The sequence below is a fragment of the Bradyrhizobium sp. Leo78 genome (assembly GCF_059512425.1).
In genome coordinates this window covers 153109-172648 of record NZ_JCAMOT010000009.1, presented here as the reverse complement: position 1 = coordinate 172648, position 19540 = coordinate 153109, and the positions used below count along the sequence as shown (strand labels likewise).

20 protein-coding genes and 1 pseudogene are annotated in these 19540 nt (G+C 63.1%); 9 read left to right on the top strand and 12 right to left on the bottom strand.

Annotation, left to right across the window (positions count from 1 at the left end):
- Positions 1 to 15 precede the first annotated feature (15 nt).
- The 4 genes from AC5ZG1_RS14590 to AC5ZG1_RS14575 form a co-directional block, all read right to left on the bottom strand.
- Positions 16 to 1203 carry a beta-ketoacyl-ACP synthase gene (locus AC5ZG1_RS14590; RefSeq protein WP_496133262.1) on the bottom strand — a complete coding sequence of 396 codons (1188 nt, stop codon included), beginning with the start codon at positions 1201 to 1203 and terminating at the stop codon, positions 16 to 18.
- Positions 1196 to 1669, bottom strand: coding sequence for a 3-hydroxyacyl-ACP dehydratase FabZ family protein (locus AC5ZG1_RS14585; RefSeq protein ID WP_028166494.1), 474 nt, complete (start codon positions 1667 to 1669; stop codon positions 1196 to 1198). Before AC5ZG1_RS14585 ends, AC5ZG1_RS14590 begins: the two co-directional genes overlap by 8 nt.
- A gap of 11 nt (positions 1670 to 1680) precedes the next feature.
- The gene (locus tag AC5ZG1_RS14580; RefSeq protein WP_027583603.1) at positions 1681 to 1986 is read right to left on the bottom strand and encodes an acyl carrier protein; all 306 of its coding nucleotides are present in this window, start codon (positions 1984 to 1986) and stop codon (positions 1681 to 1683) included.
- Positions 1987 to 2180: 194 nt separating this feature from the next.
- Positions 2181 to 2522, bottom strand: a complete 342-nt coding sequence (locus tag AC5ZG1_RS14575; RefSeq protein WP_028166493.1) for a hypothetical protein — start codon at positions 2520 to 2522, stop codon at positions 2181 to 2183.
- Between the two features lie 295 nt (positions 2523 to 2817).
- Here AC5ZG1_RS14575 and AC5ZG1_RS14570 point away from each other — a divergent pair, with 295 nt between their 5' ends.
- Positions 2818 to 3444, top strand: a complete 627-nt coding sequence (locus AC5ZG1_RS14570; protein WP_130226332.1) for a ParB-like protein — start codon at positions 2818 to 2820, stop codon at positions 3442 to 3444.
- Here the strand turns inward: AC5ZG1_RS14570 and AC5ZG1_RS14565 are convergent.
- The 3 genes from AC5ZG1_RS14565 to AC5ZG1_RS14555 all read right to left on the bottom strand — a co-directional run bounded on the left by AC5ZG1_RS14565 (position 3441) and on the right by AC5ZG1_RS14555 (position 6362).
- Positions 3441 to 3941 carry an MgtC/SapB family protein gene (locus AC5ZG1_RS14565; protein ID WP_130226331.1) on the bottom strand — a complete coding sequence of 167 codons (501 nt, stop codon included), beginning with the start codon at positions 3939 to 3941 and terminating at the stop codon, positions 3441 to 3443. The genes AC5ZG1_RS14570 and AC5ZG1_RS14565 overlap by 4 nt on opposite strands.
- Positions 3942 to 3962: 21 nt before the next feature.
- On the bottom strand, positions 3963 to 4541 hold the full coding sequence (locus tag AC5ZG1_RS14560; protein WP_464346206.1) for a peroxidase-related enzyme: 579 nt from the start codon (positions 4539 to 4541) through the stop codon (positions 3963 to 3965).
- A gap of 84 nt (positions 4542 to 4625) precedes the next feature.
- Complete coding sequence (locus AC5ZG1_RS14555; RefSeq protein WP_496133261.1) at positions 4626 to 6362, bottom strand: ATP-binding protein; 1737 nt, start codon at positions 6360 to 6362, stop codon at positions 4626 to 4628.
- A gap of 290 nt (positions 6363 to 6652) precedes the next feature.
- Here AC5ZG1_RS14555 and AC5ZG1_RS14550 point away from each other — a divergent pair, with 290 nt between their 5' ends.
- The 4 genes from AC5ZG1_RS14550 to AC5ZG1_RS14535 all read left to right on the top strand — a co-directional run bounded on the left by AC5ZG1_RS14550 (position 6653) and on the right by AC5ZG1_RS14535 (position 11344).
- Positions 6653 to 7861, top strand: a complete 1209-nt coding sequence (locus tag AC5ZG1_RS14550) for a cytochrome P450 (protein ID WP_456641831.1) — start codon at positions 6653 to 6655, stop codon at positions 7859 to 7861.
- A 73-nt stretch (positions 7862 to 7934) separates the two neighbouring features.
- Positions 7935 to 9422: an amino acid permease gene (locus AC5ZG1_RS14545; protein WP_496133260.1), complete on the top strand. Its 1488-nt coding sequence runs from the start codon at positions 7935 to 7937 to the stop codon at positions 9420 to 9422.
- Positions 9423 to 9552: 130 nt separating this feature from the next.
- Positions 9553 to 10818, top strand: a complete 1266-nt coding sequence (soxC, locus tag AC5ZG1_RS14540; protein ID WP_496133259.1) for a sulfite dehydrogenase — start codon at positions 9553 to 9555, stop codon at positions 10816 to 10818.
- Positions 10805 to 11344, top strand: coding sequence for a c-type cytochrome (locus tag AC5ZG1_RS14535; RefSeq protein WP_496133258.1), 540 nt, complete (start codon positions 10805 to 10807; stop codon positions 11342 to 11344). The genes soxC and AC5ZG1_RS14535 overlap by 14 nt, the downstream gene beginning before the upstream one ends.
- Before the next feature lie 2 nt (positions 11345 to 11346).
- Here AC5ZG1_RS14535 and AC5ZG1_RS14530 read toward each other — a convergent pair whose 3' ends face one another.
- Together AC5ZG1_RS14530 and AC5ZG1_RS14525 are read right to left on the bottom strand one after the other, a co-directional pair.
- Complete coding sequence (locus tag AC5ZG1_RS14530) at positions 11347 to 12597, bottom strand: acyltransferase family protein (RefSeq protein ID WP_496133257.1); 1251 nt, start codon at positions 12595 to 12597, stop codon at positions 11347 to 11349.
- A gap of 360 nt (positions 12598 to 12957) precedes the next feature.
- Positions 12958 to 13914 (bottom strand): LysR family transcriptional regulator, encoded by a 957-nt coding sequence (locus AC5ZG1_RS14525; RefSeq protein ID WP_496133256.1) that lies wholly within the window; start codon positions 13912 to 13914, stop codon positions 12958 to 12960.
- 103 nt (positions 13915 to 14017) lie between these two features.
- Between AC5ZG1_RS14525 and AC5ZG1_RS14520 the strand changes: the two genes are divergently transcribed.
- The gene (locus AC5ZG1_RS14520; protein ID WP_496133255.1) at positions 14018 to 15199 is read left to right on the top strand and encodes an MFS transporter; all 1182 of its coding nucleotides are present in this window, start codon (positions 14018 to 14020) and stop codon (positions 15197 to 15199) included.
- A gap of 134 nt (positions 15200 to 15333) precedes the next feature.
- Here AC5ZG1_RS14520 and AC5ZG1_RS14515 read toward each other — a convergent pair.
- A pseudogene (locus AC5ZG1_RS14515) lies at positions 15334 to 15470 on the bottom strand (IS5/IS1182 family transposase); the annotation flags it as partial.
- A 228-nt stretch (positions 15471 to 15698) separates the two neighbouring features.
- Entirely contained in the window at positions 15699 to 16613 is a 915-nt protein-coding gene (locus tag AC5ZG1_RS14510) for a LysR family transcriptional regulator (RefSeq protein WP_496133254.1), read from the bottom strand.
- Positions 16614 to 16812: 199 nt separating this feature from the next.
- Here AC5ZG1_RS14510 and AC5ZG1_RS14505 point away from each other — a divergent pair, with 199 nt between their 5' ends.
- The 3 genes from AC5ZG1_RS14505 (at position 16813) to AC5ZG1_RS14495 (ending at position 19084) form a co-directional block, all read left to right on the top strand.
- Positions 16813 to 17796, top strand: a complete 984-nt coding sequence (locus AC5ZG1_RS14505) for a polysaccharide deacetylase family protein (protein WP_456641823.1) — start codon at positions 16813 to 16815, stop codon at positions 17794 to 17796.
- A gap of 76 nt (positions 17797 to 17872) precedes the next feature.
- Positions 17873 to 18652, top strand: coding sequence for an MBL fold metallo-hydrolase (locus AC5ZG1_RS14500; protein ID WP_496133333.1), 780 nt, complete (start codon positions 17873 to 17875; stop codon positions 18650 to 18652).
- A gap of 213 nt (positions 18653 to 18865) precedes the next feature.
- Positions 18866 to 19084 (top strand): hypothetical protein, encoded by a 219-nt coding sequence (locus tag AC5ZG1_RS14495; protein ID WP_130226320.1) that lies wholly within the window; start codon positions 18866 to 18868, stop codon positions 19082 to 19084.
- A 154-nt stretch (positions 19085 to 19238) separates the two neighbouring features.
- Here AC5ZG1_RS14495 and AC5ZG1_RS14490 read toward each other — a convergent pair whose 3' ends face one another.
- Complete coding sequence (locus AC5ZG1_RS14490) at positions 19239 to 19523, bottom strand: DUF2158 domain-containing protein (protein WP_496133253.1); 285 nt, start codon at positions 19521 to 19523, stop codon at positions 19239 to 19241.
- Between the last annotated feature and the right edge of the window lie 17 nt (positions 19524 to 19540).

The window sequence follows — 19540 nt, the reverse complement described above, 5'->3', positions numbered from 1 at the left end:
TCGCGCGAATGCGCCCTACTTGACGGCCTCAACCAGGGCCATCCCTTCGCCCTGCCAGTGACCGGTTCCCATCACTACAATCTGGGTCGGCGGATCGGATTTTTCAACCTCGAAGCCGGTCGGATCGTTCGGCGGAAACAGCGCGCCGCGTGAGACCGAGAGCGCCGCCAGGGCAACGCCGAGCGGGAATTGGGCCTCCACGGTGTGGCCGAACATTGTTCCGGTGGCGCGCACGGCAAGGCCCTGGTGTTGGCGCAGGAACGCGCGCTCCTCTGACGTGACGGGCTCGGCGCCGGTCGCGCCGGTGACCACCACGCCGACATCGTCGTCGACGCCGAGTTTCGACCATAGCGCCTCCAGAGACTTCGTCACCGCGCCCGGCTGTTTGCGCTGTGCGAGGTCGGCGACCACCTTGGAGAGCTTGGCATAAGGCTTGGCGCCGCGCGCCTCGGCGTGCTCACGGGATTCCAGCACCAGGAACGCGCCTGCGGAACCAAGCGCGAATCCGCTGTTGTTCTCGCGGGCCCAGACCGGAGTGAACTCGCCGGTCAGGTTGAAGTCGCCGAATTCGAAGAGGACGAGCAGGTCGAGGCGTTCGCCATTATAGGCGCCCCCGACCAGCGCAATGTCACTTTGGCCGGCCTCGATGCGCGCCACCGCAATCCGCGCCGCGTCGATGCTGGAGGCTTCCTCACCCATGAAAGTGCGCGAGGTGCCGCGGACGCCGTGAACGATGGCGATATTGCCCGCAAGCAGGTTGGAGAGCTGCGCCAGGAACAGCGTCGGGCGCAGCTCGCTCATCAGCCGCTCGTTGAGGAAGCCGGGGCTGAAATTGCCACGCGCATCGGCGTTCAGGATCGCCGTATCGACTGCGAGGTCGCGCTCGCCGCCGCCGGCCGCGACGATCATGTCCATGCGGGACAGGATTTCCTGATTGCCTTTGACGCCGGCCGAATCCAGCGCCAGCCCCGCGGCATAGGTGCCGATGCGCTGCCAGGCTTCCATCTGGCGCTGGTCGCCCTTCTTCGGGATCTGCGCGTCGAAACTGACCGGGGCGAGCGGATGGACGATATAGGGCGCGAACCGCTTGTCGTCGATGTTGATGCGCTTGGCGTTGAGCGCATCCCAATGCGCGTCCAGTCCTTCGCCGAGCGACGAAAGGACGCCAATGCCGGTGATCCAGACTTCCTTCCGCTCAGTCATGCGTCAGCGCCTGCAGCGGAAAGCCGATCTTCTTGGCCATCGCGTCCATGTGCACGCGAAGATCGGGATGGGGGAAGGGGATGTGGCGGAACGTCAGATCGGCGCTGCATTTCAATTCCTTGCCTACCCGAACCTTGGCCGACGTCACCGCAAAGCCCGAACCTTCATGCTCGACCTTGGCCTCGATCGTCAGTACCTCGCCCGGGTTGACGAAGCCACGCATCTTGGCTTCCTTGATCATCGCGAGAAAGGGCATCCGCTCGAACTTCATCAGGCCGAGCAGCAGCCAGCCGGACGACTGCGCCATCGCTTCCGTCAGCAGCACGCCAGGCATGATCGGATAGCCCGGGAAATGGCCTTCGAAGATCGTGCTGGTCTGCGGAACGTCAGCTTCCACCACGATCGTCTTGTCGCCGATGTTGAGGTCGACGATGCGATCGATGAGCGTGAAATATTCGAGCTGCATGGGGCGCTCGGTTACGAGCCCGACGCCGTGCCCGTGCCTGCGTTCTTGGCCGCGACCAGTTCGTCGATGCGGTCAGCGAGGTTCTTCAGCACGAAGTACTGCTCGGTCGTGGCCTTGCCGTCGTTGACTTCCTGGGTCCACTTCTCAAGTGGCATCTTGATCCCGAACGCCTTGTCGATCGCAAAGGCGATGTCGAGGAAGTCGAGGCTGTCGATCCCCAGATCGTCGATGGCGTGGCTTTCCGGCTTGATCGTGTCGCGCGGGATATCGCAGGTCTCGGCGATAATGTTGGCGATCTGCTCGAATGTGGAAGACATCACTAAGCCTTTGATATATTGGCGATAAATTCCGGGACGATCGGGAGGCGGCGGGCTGATTTGCCCCGGAATGCCCTGTTCCCCCGGGCGGACTCGAGTGCCCGTATATCGGAGCGGGGCCGCGAGTTCAATGGAGCTTGGCCTTGTCTGTGGAGCCGCTTTGTTGGGCAGCAGATAGGGCTGCGGTTCCAGCGCTAGCCCCTCGGCATCACCGAAATCCGCGCGCAATCGCGCCGGCCCATCAGGACGCAATCCTGGGTTTTGCGCAGGTCGGCGATGCTCACGGCCAACCAGATGCCGATTGCGGTCAGCGCCACCGTGAAAGCGAAGGCCGCGATATTGGCCAGCATGCGCTGGCGGAAGTCGTCGGGCTCCTCGCGCGGGCGCTCGTAATGGGAAAGGTCCCGGGCCACTTGCCCGGGCTTTCCCGCCTCAAGCGATTGCTCGTGGTGGGCGGGCGGATGGGCGGAGGTGCGCGGCCGGAATTTGAGCACCACGTGCTCACCGTCCGAGCTGATAGGCCGCTGAGTTTTCACTGCCGTCCGTCCGCAGAAGTTGTGATCCTGTTTAGCACGCCGTGCGCGGTCCTCACGTAAAATATTGGTGCGCGCTCTCGCAAGCTGATCCCCGCGACACTTCATGGAACTGACAGTGGGGCGATGGGCGCAAGGCATCGCGGCGATGTGTGCGATGCACCCTCGCGCGTCGTGGGGGATCCTCTGTTCACAGCTCATCGAAACGAGAGACCAAGGAATTCAATCCCTGGTGGCGCCGTGCCATAGTGGAACCGGCCCTCGATGGTTTCCGTCGGCAGCAATAGGGAGTTGAACCATGGCAAATACGCGTGAGCCGATTCTCAAGCCGGTTACGATCATGTCCCTGCGCCCGACTCAGATGACGGTCGGCATGAGGGAGGTCAAGGAGAAGCGTCAGCGTTGGCGCGAGCACAAGTCAGCGAAGAAGCGCGCCGAAATGCTCGGCCAGCACATGATCCCGGTGGTGCTCGGGCCCGATGAGCGCCACTACGTCGTCGACCATCACCATCTCGCCCGCGCGCTGCACGATGAGGGCGTCAAGGATGTGCTTGTCACCGTGATCGGCGATCTCACGATGGTCGAGCGCGATGCATTCTGGGGCGTGATGGACAACAAGCGTTGGGTCTTTCCGTATGACGCGAAGGGTGACCGCAGGCATTTTCGCGATCTGCCGAAATCGGTGGTCGACCTGAAGGATGATCCGTTCCGCAGCCTCGCCGGCGAACTGCGCCGTGCCGGCGGCTTTGCCAAGGATACCACGCCATTCAGTGAATTCCTGTGGGCGGATTTCCTGCGCCGCAGGGTCGCCCGCAAGCTTGTGGACGCTGATTTCGACACGGCGATGGAGAAGGCGCTCGCGGCGGCAAAGAGCAAGGACGCGGTCTACCTGCCGGGCTGGTGCGGTCCAGCGTCCGATGACTAGCCGTTTGCCGGTCCCCGTGGTGGCGTGACCGCCGTATCCCGCTCACCGGGATCGTCGTGGCCGCCCAGTGCGCGATGCAGCAATCGCTCAGTGCGGCGGCCGACGGTCAGGAGCACGAGCGCGATCACCAGGGCCGTCGCGACGATCCGCCACTCTCCGGCTCCGGAGACGATCCCGATACAGGCGGCCAGAAAGGCACAGGCGGCGCTCGTCAATCCACGGACGCGGAAGTGTTCTCTCTCATGGACGATGACGCCGGCGCCGAGAAAGCCGATGCCGGTCAAGATGCCCTGGATCACTCGGCTGGTCGCATCGGTGATCTTGCCAACTTCGGTGAACTGCACGGCGACCACCACGACTGTCGCGGTGGACAGTCCGACGATGCCGAGCGTCTTCAGGCCGATCGGCTTTCCGCGCAGATCGCGATTGAGGCCGATCAGGGCGCCCGCCAGCGTGGCGACGCCAAGGCGCAGGATGATGTCGCTCCATTCAAGCACGCGGCATACCTCGGCGGCCGGCTATTTCGGCAACCGTCCCATCATGTAGAACTCGTCGTTCGGGCGCATCGCGGTGAAATTCGCCATCCGGTTTGACAGTGCAAAGAAGGCGGCGATCGCCGCGATGTCCCAGATGTCGTCGTCACTGAACCCGTGCGCTTCTAGCGCGCTGAAATCGGTCTCCGAGATCGTGCTCGCCTCGCGGCTCACCTTCATCGCAAAATCGAGCATGGCGCGTTGGCGCGGCGTGATGTCGGCCTTGCGATAGTTGACGGCGATCTGGTCGGCGATCAGCGGATTCTTGGCGCGGATACGCAGGATCGCGCCATGAGCGATCACGCAGTAGTGGCACTGGTTGGCGGCGCTCGTTGCCACCACGATCATTTCCCGCTCGGCCTTGGAGAGGCCGCTGTCCTTCTCCATCAGCGCGTCGTGATAGGCAAAGAAGGCGCGAAACTCGTCCGGGCGAAAGGCGAACGCCAGGAAGACGTTCGGCACGAAACCGGATTTCTCCTGCACTGCGAGGATACGCTCGCGGATATCCTCGGGCAATTTGTCGAGGGAAGGCGTGGGAAAGCGTGTTGCGATCGGCTCAGTCATGGGCGGGTTCCGGCTCAAGGCAATGCAGCTTGGCCGGAACCATAGTCGATGATGGCGCGAGCGCAAGCGCCCGGCCGAAAGCGCTCAGCGCAATGGCTTCTTCAGGAGCGAGAAGCGGTCCGGATCGAGTCCCATCGAGGGCTGCAGCATCGGCGCATCCAGCGTGGCGCTGCGCGCGGCGGGCCGCTCGCTGATCGCGGGGTCGTTGGGCACGTCGCGGTGCGAGGTCGCGCCGCGCCAGCGCTCCAGGACGGCCGAGACGAAATGCATGTCGTGGCCGGCGGCAACCGACGGCACGGTCGCGATGGTGGCTTCGCTGCGCGGAAGCTGATGCGGCGGCACCTCCTTGAAGCGCAGCCGCGTCGGCAGCGCCACGCCCTCGCCGAACGCCAACACCTCGCGAGTGCCGAGCGAGGGCACGAACGACAGCAGGTTGGCCGCGGCGTCGGAAACCGCCGAGCGCAACAGCGCCTGGTCGCGGTCGTTGGCGAGCCGCATCGTGAACAGCGTGTTGCACTGGGAGATGATGGTGGCATCCAGCTCGGCCGGGCGCTGGGTGACGAGGCCGAGATAGACGCCGTATTTGCGGCCTTCCTTGGCTATACGGGAGACCGCCTTGCGGGTCGGGCCAAAGCCGATATTGCGGTCGGCGGACGCGTAGCGGTGCGCCTCCTCGCAGACGAACAATAGCGGCGAGACGCCGTCGCTCCACAGCCCGAAATCGAATGCCATCCGGCAGAGCACGCTCACGACGGAATCGATGACCTCGGCCGGGAAGCCGGCGAGCTGCATCACTGTCATCGGCTTGCCGTTGGCGGGCAGGCGGAACAGGTGGCTGATGACCTCCGCCATGGTGTCGCCGCCGACATTGGCGTTGTCGAACATGAAGGCGTAGCGCGGATCGTTGCGGACGGTTTCGATGCGCGAGATCAGCTTGTGATAGATGATGCGCGAGGAGCGGTTCTCGAGCTTGCCCATGCGCTCGTCGATCAGCGCGATCAGGTCGACAAGACGATACGGCACCGGCGTGTCGACGGTGTAGCCGATCTGCTTGGGATCGATGCGCTTCAGTCCGATACGGTCGGCATTCTGGTATTGGGTGTAGATGCCCTTCGCCATCGGGATGACTTCGGCAAGGATGTCGAGTTCTTCCGGCACGCCGGGGCGGCCGCCGAACAGCACGTCGACGATCTCTTCGAAGTTGAACAGCCAGAACGGCAGCTTCAGGTTGCGCGGGTTGAGCACCTGGGCGCGGTCGCCGAAGCAGCGCCCGTATTCGTTGTGCACGTCAAGGAGGAAGATGCGCAGGGTCGGCCGCGACTTCAGGATCTCGTTGAGGAGCAGCGACACGCCGGTGGACTTGCCGACGCCGGTCGAACCGAGCACGGCGAAGTGCTTGGACAGCATTTCCTCGATATCGACATAGGCGGTGACTGAACGGTCCTGCTGCAGAGTGCCGACATTGATCTGGTCGGAGCCGCTCGGCGCATAGATCGTACGCAGTTCCTCTGCGCTGATCAGGTCTACGGTGTCGCCGATGGTCGGGTAGTTGGTGACGCCGCGCTGGAATTTGGGACGGTCGCCGCCGAGGATTTCGCCGAGCAGGTCGACGGAGGCGGTTGCGATATAATTGTCTGATGTCGGCAGGTCTTCGCAGCTCACCTCCGTGATCATGGCCACGATCACGGAAGACGCACTCCGGATGCTGACGAAGCGGCCGACGGTCGCGCGCACTTCCGAAAACGGCATCTGGCTGGTTGCCAGGAGTCCGACGCGGGCTTGCGAGCCGCGCACCGAAATCACACGTCCAAAAGATGTCACAGTTCCGGACCCGGATGTTGGGAGATTGAGCTGGATTCCCACTATGGGAAGCGGGGCTGCACAAAGGGTTAAACCGACGCCGTTCCGAATTTGCTAAATCCACATCATCCGAGTGAGGATTTATCTCTGGGCGATAGCGAGGGAGCCAAGTTGTACGGAAAATCAGGGTTTTCTCGTTGGAACTCGGTTTGTGGCTCCGGTTAACGATCGATTTACCACTTCAGCAGAGCGCGATACCGTCAACCATGCGCGCCGCACCACTTTGATCGGGGCAGGGTGGAGGGGGGCCGATGGCACCGCGTATCGACTTTACCAGCGAAGAATTTTTCCGCGATCCGGCGACCGCCGTTGCGGCGCTGCGAGCCCGAGCGCCTGTGGTCGCCACGCGATTTCCGATCGTGGGCAAGGTCTGGGTCACCACGACCTATGAGACCACCGCACAGATGCTGAAGGATTCCTCCACCTTCACGCTGCGCAAGGAGGACGGGGCGCTCGCAGGACTGCAGTGGTGGATGCCGAAATCCATCGCGACGATCGCCAACAGCATGTTGACGAAGGACGAGCCGGATCACAGCCGGTTGCGCGGCATCGTCGATGAGGCGTTCCGCCGTCGCGCCGTGCTCGGGATGGAGCCGCACATCCGGGCGATCGCGGACGGCCTTGCGGACCAACTGTTCGCATGGGGCAGCCCCGCCGATCTGGTGCAGCGCTATGCGCGCATCCTGCCGCTCTCCGTCATCTGCGAGCTGCTCGGCCTACCGGCGGCCGATCGGCCGAAATTCATCGGCTGGGCGAATGCGATAGGGCAGATTACCAGCACCTTCGGCTTCCTGCGCATGCTGTTCACCTTGGGGAAGATCCGACGCTACCTGGAGGAGCGGCTGCAGGCTGCGCGCAAGGAGGGCGGTGAGGGGCTCATTGCTGAACTGGTGCAGGTCGAAAGGGAAGGCGGCCGCATCACGCCGGACGAAATGGTGTCGATGGTGATGCTGCTGCTCGGCGCGGGTTCCGAAACCACCACGCATCTGATCAGCGGATCCGTCTTCGAACTGTTGAAGAACCCCGAGACGCGTGACTGGCTGGAGGCCGACTGGAACCGCGCCGCCCTCGCGATCGAGGAATTCCTGCGCTTCGTCTCGCCGGTGCAATTCTCGAAGCCGCGCTATGTGCGACACGATGTCGAGCTCGGCGGTGTCGCCCTGAAGAAGAACGATCGCGTGATGGCCATGATCGTGGCGGCCAATTTCGATCCCGCATCGCACGTGCAACCCGAGCAAATGGATCTCGAGCGGCGTCCGAACCGCCACATCTCCTTCGGCACGGGCATCCATTTCTGCCTCGGTCACCAGCTCGCGCGGATCGAGGCGATCTGCGCACTCAAGGCGCTGTTCACCCGCTGGCCAAAGCTTCAGCTTGCGGTTCAGCCGTCGGAGATCCATTGGCGACGCCGTCCCGGGATACGGATGATCGAGAAGTTGCCCGTGGTGCCGAATGCGTGAGCGGCGTAGCCTATCGAGACCATGCTAGCCTGTACGACCGGCCGCCGGGGTCGAAGTTGCGAGGAGGCGGTTCTTGGCAGACATCTGGGCCAGGAAATCGACAGCCGACCTGCTGCAGGAGGCGGCAGGCGTAGAAGGAGACGCGCGGGCCTCGCCGCTGCGGCGCACGCTGTCGGCGCTCAATCTCGTCGCGCTCGGGATCGGCGCCGTCATCGGCGCGGGCATCTTCGTCCTGACCGGACACGCCGCGGCGGCAAATGCAGGACCTGCGGTGACGCTTTCCTTCGCGTTCGGCGCGGTCGCCTGCGCTTTCGCGGGCCTCTGCTATGCGGAGATGTCATCGACCGTCCCGGTCTGCGGCAGCGCCTACACCTTTGCCTATGCGACGCTCGGCGAATTTGTGGCCTGGATCATCGGCTGGGACCTGATTCTGGAATATGCCGTCGGTGCTATCGCGGTCTCGATCGGGTGGTCCGGCTATGCCGTCAGCTTCGCCAGGGATTTTGGCCTTACGATCCCGCCGGAGCTCGCGTCTGCGCCGCTGAGCTATGACGCGACCACGCACGCATGGTCGTCGACGGGCGCGATCTTCAACGTGCCGGCGATGGTCGTCATCGTCTTCATCACGGCGCTGCTGGTTGCAGGGATCAGGGAGTCGGCGCGGTTCAACAATTTCATCGTCGCGGTGAAGCTGATCGTCATTCTGCTCTTCATCGCCTGCACGATCTCCTCGTTCTCAACCGCCAATTGGGTCACCGCGAGCAATCCCGAAGGGGCCTTCATTCCGCCGAATGCGGGCGTCGGCATCTTCGGCTGGTCCGGCGTGTTCCGCGGCGCGGCCGTGGTGTTTTTTGCCTATATCGGTTTCGACGCGGTCTCGACCGCAGCGCAGGAGGCGAAGTCGCCGGAGCGCGACATGCCGATCGGCATTCTCGGCTCGCTCGTGATCTGCGCGGCGCTCTATGTCGCCGTCGGCTTCGTGCTGACCGGGATCGTCCCCTTTGACCGGCTGAACGTTCCCGACCCGATCGCGGTCGGGATCGATGCGGCCGGCGTCGGCTGGCTGTCGCCGGTCATCAAGCTCGGCATCCTGTTCGGCCTGACGTCGGTGATACTGGTGATGCTGCTGGCGCAGCCCCGGATCTTCCGCGCCATGGCCTATGATGGATTGCTGCCGCCGGCGATCGCAAACATCCATCCGCGTTTCAGGACGCCTCATGTCGCCACCATCGGTTCCGGCATCGTCGTTGCCCTTCTCGGCGGGTTGCTGCCGATCGGGCTAGTCGGCGAACTCGTCAGCATCGGCACGCTGTTCGCGTTTGCCGTGGTCTCGATCGGCACCATGGTGCTGCGCGTCGTCGATCCCGACCTGCCGCGTCCGTTCCGGGCGCCGGCGATCTGGCTGGTGGGCCCGGCCGCGGCCGCAACCTCGATCTTCCTGATGCTCAGCCTGCCGATGGACACCTGGATCCGGCTCGCGGTGTGGCTCGTGATCGGCCTTGTGATCTATGCCGCCTATGGCCGGACGCATAGTCGTCTGCAGGCGAACGATCGGCACTGACACGGCGGAACGATTCGGCCCGAAGCAAATTCCCCCATGACGCTCACGCGATTTTGCAGATGTGAAGGCGTGTTCCTGGCGTTCGGTGATAGCCTGAGATCGATCAACGAGAGCGGCAAGGGAGCGCGTCATGAGCGAGCAAACAATCGCCAACAGCGAACGACGACCATCCCGCCGGCATTTTCTGCAAACAGGTGCGGCGGTCGCGGGCGGGGCCGCCCTCGGCGCGACACCGGGCACCGCGGACACCAGCAACCTTCCGCCCAACATTCCCGAATGGATGAAGGCGCCGGGCGCACCGATGGGCGATCAGCCGTATGGCACGCCGTCGGTCTATGAGAAGGGCGTCGTCAAGAACATCTCCAAGACGCTGCCGCAATATATCTCGGCCTCCGGCCGTACGCCGCTGCAGGAGCTCGACGGCATCATCACGCCGAACGGGCTGTTCTACGAACGTCATCACGGCGGCGTGCCGACAATCGATCCGGCGCAGCACAGGCTGATGCTGCATGGCCTGGTCGACCGTCCGTTGATCTTCACGATGGACGACATCCGTCGTTTCCCGTCGCAGTCGCGAATCCATTTCATCGAGTGTTCCGGCAATCCCGTCTACACCAAGCCCTATGGCAAGACCGCGTCTGACCTCGTCGGCCTCGTGAGCTGCGCCGAGTGGACCGGCGTGATGCTGAAGGACGTCCTTGACGAAGCCGGCCTGCAGAAGGAAGCGAAGTGGATCGTGGCCGAGGGCGCGGATGCGGCGGCGATGACGCGCTCGATCCCGATCGAGAAATGCGTCGACGACGCCATGCTGGTCTACAGCCAGAACGGCGAGCGGCTGCGCCCTCAGCAGGGCTATCCGTTGCGCCTCTTGCTGCCGGGCTTCGAGGGAAACATGAACATCAAATGGCTGCGGCGGCTGAAGGCCGTCGCGGAGCCTGTCTATTCGCGCGAGGAGACCTCCAAATATACCGACCTGATGCCCGACGGAACGGCACGCGAGTTCACCTTCACCATGGAGGCGAAATCGATCATCCTGCGTCCCTCGGGTGGACAGAAACTGAACGACACCGGCTTCCATGAGATATCCGGCATCGCCTGGAGCGGGCACGGCAAGATCAAGCGCGTCGAGGTTTCGGTCGATGACGGCAAGAGCTGGCAGGTCGCCAGACTTCAGGAACCGGTCCTGACCCGCGCGCTCACCCGCTTCCGCCTGCCATGGCAGTGGGACGGCAATCCCGCCGTAATCCAGAGCCGCGCGATCGACGAGACTGATTATGTGCAGCCGACACTTGCCGAACTGCTCGCGGTTCGCGGCGTCAATCATTACTACCACAACAACGCGATCTGGCCGTGGCGCATCAGCGCGAATGGGGAGGTGAGCAATGCGCTGGCTTAGATCGCATGTCGCCCTGCTGGCCGCCGTGATCGCCGGGCTCGCTGCTGCCGCGCAGGCCGAGGAGTCTTTCCATATCGGACGCGCGGCGACGCCGGCGGAAATCAAGGGCTGGGACATCGACATCGGCCATGATGGATCGAACCTGCCGCCCGGCAGCGGCAACGTCGAGCGCGGCCGCGTGGTCTTCAGCGAACAATGCGCCGCCTGCCACGGCGCCGACGGGCAGGGCGGTGTCGGCGATCGCCTGGTCGGCGGGCAGGGCACGCTCGCGAGCGCAAAACCGGTGCGCACCATCGGCAGCTACTGGCCCTATGCGCCGACGCTGTTCGACTATATCCGCCGCGCCATGCCGCAGAACGCGCCGCAGTCGCTGAGCGATGAGGATGTCTACGCGGTCTCCGCCTACATCCTCAATCTCAACGGCCTCGTTCCGGCGGACGCTGTGCTCGACGCGAAGACGCTCGCCGCTATCAAGATGCCCAATCGCGACAACTTCGTTTCCGATCCGCGGCCAGACGTGCGCTAGCTCTACGGCAGCCGCAGCCGAACGGCGCGGAAGCCGGCCGCCGCGCGGATCACGCCGGCACTGAACAGCCGCCATATTGCCGCGCCGAAGCCGAGCGGCGGTTCCGCGCGCGCCGTCCCGGAGAGCGCGTGTCGGGCCATGTCCATCGCGGGCTTCTCGATCCAGCGATAGGTGAGCGCAGCGACGGGGACGACGAGGACCACGGAAAGAACCAGCGCGGCCACCAGCGCCTGCGCTGGCGTTCCCAGGACCACCAGCTTGTCGTCATTGTGCCAAGCCACCAGTTCGAGGTGGAGCTTGTGGCCGAGGAAGGAGGCGGCGCTGCGCATGATCTGGAAGATGAAGGTGTGGATCATGTAGATCGAATAGGACCACAGCCCGAGCTTCTGCAGCGCAGGCGAGCGCAGCACCGCCGAGATCTTGCCCTGGTCGAACGAGAACACGCAGATCACGACCGCGGCGAGCAGTGGAAACAGATATTGCGGTCCGCCGGATGGAGTAACCAACACGAATACGGCAACCAGCACCGCGCACGAGATCTCCAATACGTTCGGCATGTCGAGCCGGCCGTTGCAATAGAGGCGCAGGTCGTAGACCAGGCATCCCGCGAAGAAGGAGAACATCGCGCGCAGCATGCCCCAATCGCTGGAAACGAACAGCGTGCCTGGCGAACGTTCGTAGAGATGCATTCCGGCCGCAAGACAGAGGCCGAGGAAGATCTCGCGCCGCCGGCGCGGGAACAGCACGACGATGACCGCGAACAGCATCGAGACGTAGAACTCGACCGCCGCGCTCCAGGCGGGGCCGTTCCAGGTCAGGCCGCCATGCAGGTTGAAGGACTGCAGGAACAGGATATTGGTGACGGCTTCATAGAGCGTGTGCCCGGCGCCGAACGGTACCGAATCCAGCGAGAACGAACCGTCGGTGCGCATGAAGATGATCTTGCTCACTTCGATCATTACGAACAGCGCCAGCATCACCATATGCAGCGGCCAGAGCCGCGCGAACCGCATCGCCATGAAGCGGACGCCATCGCCGGCATGCTGAAGGCGCTGGCCATAGGCGTGACAGAGCACGAAGCCGGACAGGGCAAAGAACATGTCGACGCAGAATTGCAGGTTCACGAACGGCTGGGTGCCCTTCAGCCCATGGTAAATAGGGATGTGGAAGAGCACCACGAGCAGCGCGCAGATACCGCGCATTGCATCAAGTGCCTCAAACCGGCCCACCCCCGAAGATGTCTGTCCCGCCATGATACGCCTCTTTCGCCGGCAATGCGTTTGGCATGTCCTTGAGCAAGGCGGGGGCCAGCGCTGATGGCGGAGCGGCGGGGTGGTCGGGGTTCTCTGAGGTTGGTAAATCAGCGGATGATTCGCTTACGCTTGCAATGACGGAGCCGTCATTCCGGGGCATCGCGAAGCGATGAGCCCGGAAAATCCAATTCGCCGCTCGCGCCTGTGGCCAGATGGATTCTCTGATGTGCAATTGCACATCATAGCTCGCGCTGCGCGCGCCCCGGAATAACCACGGCGTATTCGTACGAGCGAACGGCAGGACTACGCTTCTCCCGCGCTCGTTGATTATCGCGCAGCGTGGGACGCTAACCCGCCCCCTTACGATTTCCTCACCAGCTTCCACTTGCCGTCGGCCGTTCGCTTGAGCGCGGGGTCGCTGAGCCGGATGTGGCGCGACAGGAAATCGATGAAGGCGCGCACGCGGGCGGGAAGGGGGCCGGCATGGCCCACATAGACCGCGTGAATATCTTCGCGGTCGTCAGGATTGAGAGTTTGAAGCACCGGCACCAATCGGCCGGCCTCGATGTCCGGACCGATGTGGAACAAAGCAAGGCGCGCCAGCCCGGCGCCGCCCAAAACGAGCCGGCGCACGGCTTCGCCGTCGCTGGCACGGACCATCGGCGGCGGCAGCACCTCTTCGATCCGCTCTCCCTTGCGGAATGGCCAGCCGCGGATCGTGCGCGGAAAGGTCCAGCCGATGCCGCGGTGGTTGGCGAGCTCAGTCGGCGTCTTGGGCGTGCCATGTTTGGCGAGGTAGTCCGGCGAGGCCACGACGACCATGCGGCTGGTCGCGAGCTTGCGCGCGATCAGCCGCGATACCTGCAGCGGGCCGGCCCGGATCGCGATATCAGCGCGCTCCTGCATCAGGTCGATCACGGTATCGGTAAGGACGATATCGAGCGTGATCCCGGGATGCTCGGCAAGGAAGCGCGGTACCAGCGGAAGGATATGCAATGAGCCGAACGGGATGTTGCTGTTGACGGTGAGATGGCCTCGCGGCGTCGCGCCGGCGGCGGCTTCATGTTCGGCTTCCTGGATCTCGGCGAGGATCCGCACCGCGCGTTGATAGAAGGCTTCGCCCTCCGGCGTGAGTTGCAGCTTGCGCGTGGAGCGGTTGATCAGTCTGGCGCCGAGGCGTGCCTCCATCCGCGACACCAGCTTGCTGACGCCCGAGGGCGTGAGCCGCAGGCTCTGCGCTGCGGCGGTAAAGCCGGCGCGATCGACGACGCGGACGAACACTTCCATTTCGCCGGAGCGGTTGGTGTCTGATCGCATGTTGAACTGGTGTCACAAATGATTGGACTTGTCGCCCTCTAATTCTCGCAACGTTACAACGCTATTTCCGGGCTTGCCGTCCTTCCAGTCCGGAGCCACGTCCTTGCCCATCGCTGTCCTTGCGCTCACTGCCGGTGCCTTTGGCATCGGTACCACTGAATTCGTCATCATGGGTCTTCTGCTGCAGGTCGCTGCCGACATGCAGGTGTCGGTATCGGCCGCGGGCCTGCTCATTTCGGGTTATGCGCTGGGCGTGTTCGTCGGCGCGCCGATCCTGACGCTGGCGACGCGGCGGATGCCGCGCAAGGCCGTGCTGCTGGCGCTGATGGCCATTTTCACACTCGGCAATGCCGCCTGTGCGCTGGCGCCGAGCTATGGATTGCTGATGGCCGCGCGGGTGCTGACCTCATTGGCACACGGCACGTTTTTCGGCGTCGGCTCGGTGGTCGCGACAAGCCTCGTCGCCGAGGACAAGCGCGCTTCCGCGATCGCGACGATGTTCGTCGGCCTCACGGTGGCGACCATTCTCGGCGTGCCGTTCGGCGCCTGGATCGGGCTATCGCTCGGATGGCGCGCGGCGTTCTGGGCGGTCACCGCGATCGGCGTCGGGGCCTTTGCCGTCGTGGCGTTGTTCGTGCCGGGCGGTGTGGGCGAGGACGGCAATGCGGTGAAGGTCCGAGATGAACTGGCGGTGATGCTTCGTCCGCAGGTCCAGCTCTGCCTCGCCATGACGGTGCTCGGCTATGCCGGGGTGTTCACGGTCTTCACCTACATCCAGCCGATCCTCACACGCGTCACCGGATTTTCCGATGCTGCCGTGTCGCCGATCCTCTTGGTGTTCGGGCTCGGGCTGTCGATCGGCAACGTCGCCGGCGGACGGCTGGCCGATCGAGGCCTGCCGCGCGCTCTCATCGGAACGCTGGCCGCGCTCGCGGTCGTCCTGGTCGCAATGACCGCTGTGCTTCCGCTGAAGGTGCTGACCATCGTGCTGGTCGGACTGCTTGGCGTCGCCGCTTTCGCGACCGTAGCGCCGCTGCAGCTCCGCGTGCTCGAGACCGCAGGCGAAGCCGGACGAACGCTCGCCTCGAGCCTCAACATCGCTGCCTTCAATCTCGGCAATGCTTTCGGCGCCTGGGCCGGCGGGATCACCATCGATCATGGACTCGGTCTCACCGCACTGCCGCTGGTCGCGGCGGCGATCACCTCGGCCGGTTTTGTCCTGGCGCTGTGGAGCCTGCGCCTGGATCGGCCGCAGGCCCGGGCGGCGACCTGTCCTGCGGAATAGGCGCCGGCCGATTTCCACAGTGAAGCTCGAAATAATCCGGCCGGTTTGGTCGAAAGCGAATGGCGGATTACGTTTCTCGCCTTCGTCCTCGAGATATAGCGGAGCGTGGGGCGCAAGGACGCGGACTCATTAAGGCGCAGCCATAGCCCGATTGACGCGAGTTGAACGAAGGCAAGGAGTTGGCAGCGAGCCTGTCGTAACGCGTCGCCACCCGACGACATTGTTTGATCCTGTTGAAGAACCGCCCGACCCGGTTGCGAGCGCGGTAGAGATAGGGGCTGAAGCAGATCGGATCGCTGCGATTGCTTTTCGGCGGGATGTTGGCCCACGCGCGCTTCTTCATGGCAAGCTCTCTGATCCAGTCGGCGTCATTAACCTGCCGACAACCCCAGTTGAATCCGTCGAGAATGACCCACAACGGACATGGTGGCCGCAGAAAAATCACGCAAAGGGGTCGAGGTTCCTCACGAGTGACCCGAGGTCACGGATACCGGCGATTTCAATTTCCTTCCCAGGGAAAGTCCCGCTCCATTTCATGAACTCGCTCCGCGATAAACTCGGCGAAGGCACGAGCTGACGCCTTGGCGGCGCGCCCAGCCGGCAAAATCACGTTGATGTCGGCCGAACCAACTTCCCAGTCTGGCAAGATCCTGACGAGTGCTCCCGACCGCAGCTCAGCCCGAACGCTTCCCTGGCTGGTCGAACAGATACCCAAGCCTGCAACTGCAGCGGCAGACGCTGTTTCCGTCGCGCTGATAACAAATCGTCCTTGGATGCGAACTGAAACAGCCTTTCTGGCTTTACGAAACGACCATGCCTCTGAAGACCCACCCGCAGGTCCCACAATGAGCGTGTGCTTGGTGATCTCAGCCGGCCCGGAAGGAGCACCAGCTCGCGCCAGGTACGACGGGGCGGCGACGAGAACCCGGTGAAGAGTGCCAATCTTGCGCGCCACAGCGGTGCTATCATCGAGGGAGCCTATCCTGACGGCCACGTCCACGGAATCTTCGATGAGGTTGTGCCGAGCATCGTCGAGTGAAAATTCCATGCGCAGCTTCGGATGCCGATCGCTAAACTTGGCGAGCTTTGGCATGATCGTACGAGAAGCGAAGGACGGAGACGCCGCCACTCTCAGGGTGCCGCGCAACTCACCGGTGCCCCGTGCAGCATGATCGGCTTCATCGAGCGCTGCGAGGATCGCCTCGCACCGAGCGAGATAATCCGCGCCGGCTTCCGTGAGCGTCACAGCCCGCGTGCTGCGCAGCAACAATGCGACGCCGATTTGCTTCTCCAGCGCCGCCACGATCCTGGACGCGGTCGGCTGCGTAATCCCGATCTCGCGCGCTGCCACGGAGAAACTGCCGCTCCGTGCGACCCGCACGAACAGCCGCATTGAGGTGAAGCGATCATTCATACAGATCTCGTATTTATGAAAGTCATTTTTTTAGACTACTCCGAATGTTTGCATGAGCCAAATTATTCACGGTAGCCACGGCTGATAGAGCCAGAAGCAGTTCGCCGACTCCATCAACGCCCTGGTGGGCCTCGACGATCCGTAGGCGTAATGACTTGCGACGCGTCAGCACTTCTGATCCGGGATTTGGAGGGCCATCATGAACCGCCGCGAATTTCTGACCTCCACCGGCGCCTCGGCTGCTGCAATGACGCTGAATGTAACGGTCGAAGGAAAGGAGGCGACAATGACAGACAATTCCTCGCTCTGGCCCAATGGCGCGCGTCTCGCGATCAGCATTTCCTTAATGTACGAAGGCGGCGGTCAGCCCCTCTCCGGCGCTCCTGGCGTGATCCCCGAACCGATCAAGGACGGTTTGCCGGACATGCCGACTAACGGCGTGTTCCAGTACGGCATCTACGAGGGCACGCCGCGTTTGCTCAACCTGTTCGACAAGCACGGCATCAAGGTCACCGCCTTCATGATCGGGCAAGCGGTCGACAAGGATCCCGCTTTGGCACAAGAGGTCGTGCGTCGCGGACACGAAGCGGCCGCCCACGGCCGCACCTGGTCGGCGAGCTATGATCTGAGCCCGGCTGATGAGCGGCAGTTCATCATCGACAACATGAACAGCATCGAGCGCGCGACCGGCCAAACGCCGAAGGGATGGAGCGCCTATTGGGTACGCAACAGCCCGCACACACTCGATATCCTAAAAGAGCTCGGTTTCACCTACTATTTGGACGAAGCCAGTATGGACGAGCCGTTCATTCTGCCAGTCAGGGGCGGCGATTTCGTCACAGTGCCTTACACTTTCCATTTGAACGACATCGTGTCTTACCCATTCGAGGGCTATAACCCGGCTGCCTATGAGCAGTCGCTCAAGGACGAATTCGATCAGCTTTATGAGGAAGGGGCCAGTCGCCGTCGGATGATGGTGATGGCGGTCCATGACCGCCTCTCCGGTCACGCCAATCGCGTGCGCGCCCTTGATCGCTTTTTCACATACGCAAAGAGCAAGCCGGCCGTCTGGTTTGCCCGTAAGGACGAGATCGCGAATTGGGCGCTGAAGACGCGCGACAAGACCCCGTACCTCGATCGTGGCCCTGTGCAGAAGACCGGTCTTTCGGGGCCGTCGGCCTGATGGAGTGCACGGCTTGGCCGAAGGTTACCGCCGCGTGTGACATTCGGCCGGACAGCGCGATCGACCAGGAGTGGCCATGACTGCCTCGAATATGACGCTGACCTTGATCGGCGGCCCGACTGTCCTCATTCAGATTGACGACATTCGCCTGCTGACGGATCCGACGTTTGACCCGCCCGGGCAGTATCAGGGACCACATAGCCCTGTGAAGCACCTTAAGACCGCAGGGCCTGCCCTTTCGATCGAGCAGATTGGCAGGCTCGACGCCGTGTTGCTGAGCCACGACCATCATTTCGACAATCTCGACAACTCTGGCCGCGCTCTTCTGCCCAGCATCGGTGTGACCTACACGACAAAGTCGGGGGCGCAGCGTCTCGGCGGAAGTGTCGTCGGCCTGAGGCCGTTCGAGACGCGCTCGCTCGAGGTGGGTCGCAGCACGAAGCTGTTCGTGACGGCGACACCGGCACGCCATGGACCGATCGGGGTCGACGCTGGCGACGTGATTGGATTTGCCCTCGGGGTTAATGAGCCGGGTGATCTCATCTACATCACCGGCGATACTCTCTGGTTCGATGGCACCGCGGACGTTGCGCGCCGCTTCTCTCCAAAGGTTGTCGTGCTGTACACCGGTGCCGCGGAGCCGCGAGGGCGTTTCCGCATGACAATGGGTAGCGAGGATGCTTTGGAAGCCGCGCACGCGTTTCCGAATTCGAGACTGGTCTCGGTTCACAACGAAGGTTGGGGCCACTTGCGGGAGAGCCAGGAACAACTCGCCGATGTCTTCCGCACGTTCGGTCTGGCAAATCGCCTGACTCGAATCGAAAAGGGCATGCCACTCGAATTCGCAGTAGCTTGACAGGAGGCCGAAATAGCCCGAGGCACGCTCTCCACTCGTCATTGCGAGGGGCGAAGCGACGAAACAGTCCAGAGCCTTTCCGCGGAACGATTCTGGTTGCTTCCGCGAAGCCTCTCATCGGGCTGCGCTTTGGAGCGCGGGCTCGCGCCTGCCTAGGCGAGGAAATAGCAAGGCGTTCGTCGCGATATTCTCCAGTTCGCCAGCGAACACGGTATGTTGTTCTATCCGAAGTTTGACAGTGCGCGGGAACGACTCGCAGCCCAATGTGCGAAGGAGCGGATTTCATCCAAACTCAGCCGGACTCGATGCGGTCGTGATGAGGATACTGCCGAACGTGGCGGAATTGATCCATCGCTCGGGCCGCTGAGCGGCCGCTTCACCAGCGGCGACAAGAATAATCCTTCATTGTCGCCGATGGGCGAGATGAAATAGGACCGAGCCATTTCGGGTTTTGGCCCATCGCGACATATTGCGCTGCCGCACGAACTCGGCCGCTATAGGGGCAAAGCGGACATTGCGTTCGTCGCATCGCGCCGCAGGGTTTGTGGGTACACGGCCTAATCCGCCCCACGATGTCTGTTTGGCATCAGAATTTTCGGAGGACCTGGACGGGGAAGGTCGCGTTGTTGGTCTGGCCGCTGCCGTCGGTCCAGAAGCAGTCGACCTGATCGTCCTTGACCGTGTCGACCGTCATCAATGACCCGCCTGAGCGCAGGCGGACAAGATCGCCGGGGCGAAATTCGGGCGTGGCGGGGCCGGCGGTCGAGATGCCCTGTGAAGCCGGAGCGGCAAATGCTTGAGCGAAGAAAGGTGCGTTGAGTGAGAGGATCAAACCGGCACCGATCGAGAAGCGCTTCATCATCGCGAGCATGTCGCAGCCTCCGTGTC

What these genes read in the sequence shown, in the direction of transcription:
- AC5ZG1_RS14590 (WP_496133262.1), bottom strand. Translation starts at nt 1,203, where the DNA reads ATGACTGAGCGGAAGGAAGTCTGGATCACCGGCATTGGCGTCCTTTCG.
- AC5ZG1_RS14585 (WP_028166494.1), bottom strand. Translation starts at nt 1,669, where the DNA reads ATGCAGCTCGAATATTTCACGCTCATCGATCGCATCGTCGACCTCAAC.
- AC5ZG1_RS14580 (WP_027583603.1), bottom strand. Translation starts at nt 1,986, where the DNA reads ATGTCTTCCACATTCGAGCAGATCGCCAACATTATCGCCGAGACCTGC.
- AC5ZG1_RS14570 (WP_130226332.1), top strand. Translation starts at nt 2,818, where the DNA reads ATGGCAAATACGCGTGAGCCGATTCTCAAGCCGGTTACGATCATGTCC.
- AC5ZG1_RS14560 (WP_464346206.1), bottom strand. Translation starts at nt 4,541, where the DNA reads ATGACTGAGCCGATCGCAACACGCTTTCCCACGCCTTCCCTCGACAAA.
- AC5ZG1_RS14550 (WP_456641831.1), top strand. Translation starts at nt 6,653, where the DNA reads ATGGCACCGCGTATCGACTTTACCAGCGAAGAATTTTTCCGCGATCCG.
- soxC (WP_496133259.1), top strand. Translation starts at nt 9,553, where the DNA reads ATGAGCGAGCAAACAATCGCCAACAGCGAACGACGACCATCCCGCCGG.
- AC5ZG1_RS14535 (WP_496133258.1), top strand. Translation starts at nt 10,805, where the DNA reads ATGCGCTGGCTTAGATCGCATGTCGCCCTGCTGGCCGCCGTGATCGCC.
- AC5ZG1_RS14530 (WP_496133257.1), bottom strand. Translation starts at nt 12,597, where the DNA reads ATGGCGGGACAGACATCTTCGGGGGTGGGCCGGTTTGAGGCACTTGAT.
- AC5ZG1_RS14525 (WP_496133256.1), bottom strand. Translation starts at nt 13,914, where the DNA reads ATGCGATCAGACACCAACCGCTCCGGCGAAATGGAAGTGTTCGTCCGC.
- AC5ZG1_RS14510 (WP_496133254.1), bottom strand. Translation starts at nt 16,613, where the DNA reads ATGAATGATCGCTTCACCTCAATGCGGCTGTTCGTGCGGGTCGCACGG.
- AC5ZG1_RS14505 (WP_456641823.1), top strand. Translation starts at nt 16,813, where the DNA reads ATGAACCGCCGCGAATTTCTGACCTCCACCGGCGCCTCGGCTGCTGCA.
- AC5ZG1_RS14500 (WP_496133333.1), top strand. Translation starts at nt 17,873, where the DNA reads ATGACTGCCTCGAATATGACGCTGACCTTGATCGGCGGCCCGACTGTC.
- AC5ZG1_RS14495 (WP_130226320.1), top strand. Translation starts at nt 18,866, where the DNA reads ATGTTGTTCTATCCGAAGTTTGACAGTGCGCGGGAACGACTCGCAGCC.
- AC5ZG1_RS14490 (WP_496133253.1), bottom strand. Translation starts at nt 19,523, where the DNA reads ATGCTCGCGATGATGAAGCGCTTCTCGATCGGTGCCGGTTTGATCCTC.